At 62.0% G+C, this 3,859-nt stretch carries 4 protein-coding genes and 1 pseudogene; 1 reads left to right on the top strand and 4 read right to left on the bottom strand.

Annotation, left to right across the window (positions count from 1 at the left end; translation table 11 throughout):
- On the top strand, positions 1-417 hold a 417-nt coding region (locus P3T23_RS47205), incomplete at its 5' end, for a hypothetical protein (protein WP_429322877.1).
- On the opposite strand, the gene P3T23_RS47200 is transcribed toward P3T23_RS47205, so the two are convergent.
- From P3T23_RS47200 to P3T23_RS47185, 4 genes and pseudogenes are all read right to left on the bottom strand, one after another.
- Positions 350-1,600, bottom strand: coding sequence for a M23 family metallopeptidase (locus P3T23_RS47200; protein WP_429322876.1), 1,251 nt, complete (start codon positions 1,598-1,600; stop codon positions 350-352). The genes P3T23_RS47205 and P3T23_RS47200 overlap by 68 nt on opposite strands.
- Before the next feature lie 452 nt (positions 1,601-2,052).
- Positions 2,053-2,268 carry a hypothetical protein gene (locus P3T23_RS47195; protein ID WP_429322875.1) on the bottom strand — a complete coding sequence of 72 codons (216 nt, stop codon included), beginning with the start codon at positions 2,266-2,268 and terminating at the stop codon, positions 2,053-2,055.
- Position 2,269: 1 nt separating this feature from the next.
- Positions 2,270-3,127, bottom strand: coding sequence for an ExeA family protein (locus P3T23_RS47190; RefSeq protein WP_429322874.1), 858 nt, complete (start codon positions 3,125-3,127; stop codon positions 2,270-2,272).
- Positions 3,124-3,584, bottom strand: a pseudogene (locus P3T23_RS47185) (IS481 family transposase); the annotation flags it as partial. The gene P3T23_RS47190 and the pseudogene P3T23_RS47185, both read right to left, overlap by 4 nt.
- Between the last annotated feature and the right edge of the window lie 275 nt (positions 3,585-3,859).

Genomic DNA, 3,859 nt, shown 5'->3' with positions numbered 1-3,859 from the left:
CCGTATGCTGGCCTGCGCGAACGATCAATATCTCGCTCAACTCCTTGGCTGGCAAGAAACTTAACCATATTTAACGTTTCGTGCGATGGCCCTGTTTCCAAAGCCAGGGCAATCGCGCCAATTGTTAAATCGTTATGGACCGTGCCAGCCGAGGATTTGAGCGCGACGGGAGTCGCTGGTGCATGCCTTCAGGCGGCGAATCTTCAGCCCTGCTTTGGTACTGCGATCCTGCCGCAGCAGGTTCAGGGCGATGCGCCTGAGGGTGGCGAAGTTCTGCGCGGCATTGTCTACGCGAACGCGGCCCTTGTCTTCGCCAAAGGCTACATCAAGGCACGCATGGCCTCGTGCCTCAAACCGACGAGCCCTCAGGGTGTGCAGGGTGATCCAGTGCGCCTTCATCATTCGACGCCATCCTGACCGTCGGAGTATCGATGGGCAACGCCGCGAGTTGTTCGCGCATGGCGCCTGCCACGCTGTCGAACGCGATTCGCTGACTGGTCGTGAGCGGCGAAGCGCCGGTTCGGCTCGTCAACGTGAGCGGATCGACCGGTTGATTATTCTGACGCACCTCAAAATGCAGATGGGCTCCCGTGGCCGTGCCGGTGCTGCCTACCGCGCCGAGCGGTTGTCCTTCAGTCACCGGCGCGCCGACGCGCAAATCGCGGGCAAAGGCCGAGAGGTGCGCGTAGTGCGTCGTATAGCCTTGCGGATGACTGAGCACGACGGTTTTGCCGTATCCGTGTCTGGTGCCAACGAACTTCACGGTTCCTGAGGCGGCTGCGGCAACAGGCGTCCCCTTTGGCGCGGCAAAGTCCACGCCTGTGTGCATCAGATGCTTGCCCTTGACCGGATGGGTTCGGTAACCAAATGGCGAACTGACCCGAACGTAATCGAGCGGCATCGAAAATGGCTCAGCGGCCAGCCGCCGTCCGTCGAATGAGTAGTAGTCTCCGTCGGTGTGCCCTGGCGCGATAAACCAAACGGCCTGGTGGACCTCACCACCTGACCGGAGTTCGACGGCCCTTACACGCTTGCGCTGGGTGGTTGGGTCGTCGCGCTCGTAGAGAACATGATAAGTGTCGCCCTCCTGCGCGGGCGCAGCAAGGGCGAGCCGAGCGGCAAAAATACGCGCGATCTGCTCCTGTACATCGACCGGCACACTGGCTCGCACCAGGGTGTCGCGCAACGTGCCTTCGATCCGCCCTGCGTATAAGCCGCTGTCGGCCTCCGGCATGACAGGCGGCGCACCGTCAGGTCGCCGACCATTCATGGTTTTGCTAACTAACCCGTTAGCAGTCGGCACAGTCACCTCCAGGGCCAGGGTCGGTTGGGTTGTGCCAGATGTGTTCACGCGACTGACTATCTCCGATACCGTAACCCAATCCGACGCGCCCAGCATCGCAACCATGCCGCACATCAACACGGCAAGCGCTGGAGATTTAAATCGGGAATACACCGAATGACCCACTTTTGTGGGAATGACCTGACCGCTCGCGCAGGCATGACGTAAATAGGGAAACCGCATCATTTCAAAACCTCGCAGTCGGAATAAAAGGCTGCGGGCATGAATGACAACATTGTCTGAAACGCACGGCAGCACGCGGAAACCAGAGGGACCGGAAACCCAATCGACAGAGGGTTATCCGTTCGCTCTACACAACCCAGTAAAAGGAGCCTTTAGTCTACGGACTGCGGCTAGCCACGAATATCAGACCAATCCTATTTTTGAGATGGGTTCAGCTCTTCCGGCCGCCCTGCCACCCGCGCGAGTCTCGTCGTGGCGCGCCTGGACAGGATGCGAGGAATTGTCGCCCGCTGCGATGCTCCGGGAGTATCGTGAGATATGAAGCCTGCTGTTCGCCGTCGTCGTGATCGCGGCGGCCACTGACGCGATATTGATCTGCTGGCTCTGAGGATCGCCTGGCGCCCGGCCGGAGCCGGAAGATTCGTTTGGAGCTGAGCGTGAGCACGTAAATCGATGGGGCAATGAGCAACATAAATGATGTTCGAGGGACGAAGTAAAACGGGAGCGATGAAGCTCCCGTTGTCGTTTCAGAATGGCTCGTCGATGCTCTGGTGTGGCGGCTGTGTCGGACCGCGGTACCAGGGCTCGCGATAGCCGCGGATCTGGGTGGCGTAGGCGCGGCTGAACCACAGATAGAGGTCTTCGATGAAGAACTGCATCATGTAAGCCGCTTCATCGGAGAGCTCGGGCAATGGCAGGCGCCGGGAGGTATGGGGCTGGTAAGGTGATGCTTTACGGGACATGTCATCGGGCTCCGTTGGATTGACGCGCTGGCGTGCGGCGCGAGGACTGTGTTGATGGTGCAAAGACCTCGAAGTACAGCTTCTCGTCGAGTTCGAACAGTTCGCGCTGCGCGGCGGTGGTGAGCAGTTCGTTGGCGAGCGTGGTGAGCACGCGGTAGTTGTCCAGCGCGTGTTCGCACAGCGTGTGGCGCAGCGGCGGTGTCATCAGCTGCGGGGCGCCGGCGCTGGCGAGCAGATGATCGAGGCAGGCCAGCAGGTCGTCGGCGGAAGCCTTCTCGGTCCCCAGGCGGGAACGGATACGGCTGCCCAGTGGCAGCAGTTCGTCGCGCCGCAGCTTCTCGGTCAGGCGCGTGTCGCCGGCGAGCACCACGCACAGCAGGGGCTGCGAATCGAAGCGGGCGCTGGCCATGAGCCGCAGTTCGTTGAGCACGCCGGGACTCATTTCCTGCGCTTCGTCGATCAGCAGGATTGGGCGCCGGCGCGTGCTTTGCAGGTGCGACATCCACCGGTCGCGCAGCGACCTGAAGCCGCCCCAGCGGTTGTGCGGCCGGAGTTCCAGACCGAAGATGTCGCCCATCTCGCGATAGAAGTCGGCGAGGTTGCTCTGCGGATGATTGATCGAGACGACGGTCAGATCGGTCAGTCGCTCGAGCTTCTCGGCCAGCACGCGCATGACCACGCTCTTGCCGGTACCCGGCTCGCCGCGGATCATCGCGAAGCCGCCTTCGCGCACGAGCGCGTTCTCAATGCGCCAGCAGAAGTTCTCGACGCGCGGCGGCACGTACAGCCCCTCGAGGGGAAGCTCCGGCGAGAACGGGTTCCACTTCAGGCCGTAGAGGGCTTGCAGACGCTGGCTCATGCCTCCTCCTGCCAGTTGGCGGGAATCCAGGCTGGCGGCAACCCGGTTGCGGCGTGGTCGGACAGCATCTGGCGTAGCAGCGGCGCGATGCCGGGCGCACTGGCCGGTGGCGGCTCGACATTGACGGCATCGAGTCGCCGACGCTGGCCATCAGCATTGGCGGCCTTGTCCAGCGGCCGCAGCGGGCACAGCACGGCGCCGCTATCGGCGTCGACGAGATCGACGCCGCTCAGCTCCCAGCGCGCGTAGCGCAGGTTCACGCGCTGCAGGTGCCGGTAGGCCGAGGGAATCTCGAAGCGCGTGCCGGCCAGACTCACGGGGTGCCATCCGAGCGCCGCTGGGCGCGCGTCACGTCGATACGGAATGCGGCGCGCAGCGCGTCACTCGACGGGCATTCGCGGCCCACATCGGGGCCGGCCAGGTAGCGTTTGAGCGGCGTGCCACCGATCTCGGAATGATCTCGTTCGAGAGGGTAGCCGCATTCCCTCTCTGAAATGCGGCCCCCGAAGAACCCTGCGTGCGATTCCGGACTTATACCCTAACGGTACATAGTTCGCGAGCAAGTGGCCCGGGGATTCAGTTAGGGCGGTGTTTTAAGCATCAACGCCTTGCGATGTATAAATACATCGTAATACACGGCGGTTTCAAAGGGGAAGCGCAACAGGGGGTTAATGAACGGAAGCTGAAGTGATCGAAGCGGTTTTGAGCATACGTTCGAAGACCTCGAATGGG

Source organism: Paraburkholderia sp. GAS448, from assembly GCF_050435685.1.
Taxonomy (GTDB): Bacteria; Pseudomonadota; Gammaproteobacteria; order Burkholderiales; family Burkholderiaceae; genus Paraburkholderia.
Note: the sequence above shows the minus strand (reverse complement) of the source record. Positions and strands in the feature narration are given on the sequence as shown.

Excerpts from the sequence above, each read along its gene's own strand:
- P3T23_RS47190 (WP_429322874.1), bottom strand. The coding sequence starts at position 3,127 with ATGAGCCAGCGTCTGCAAGCCCTCTACGGCCTGAAGTGGAACCCGTTC.
- P3T23_RS47195 (WP_429322875.1), bottom strand. The coding sequence starts at position 2,268 with ATGTCCCGTAAAGCATCACCTTACCAGCCCCATACCTCCCGGCGCCTG.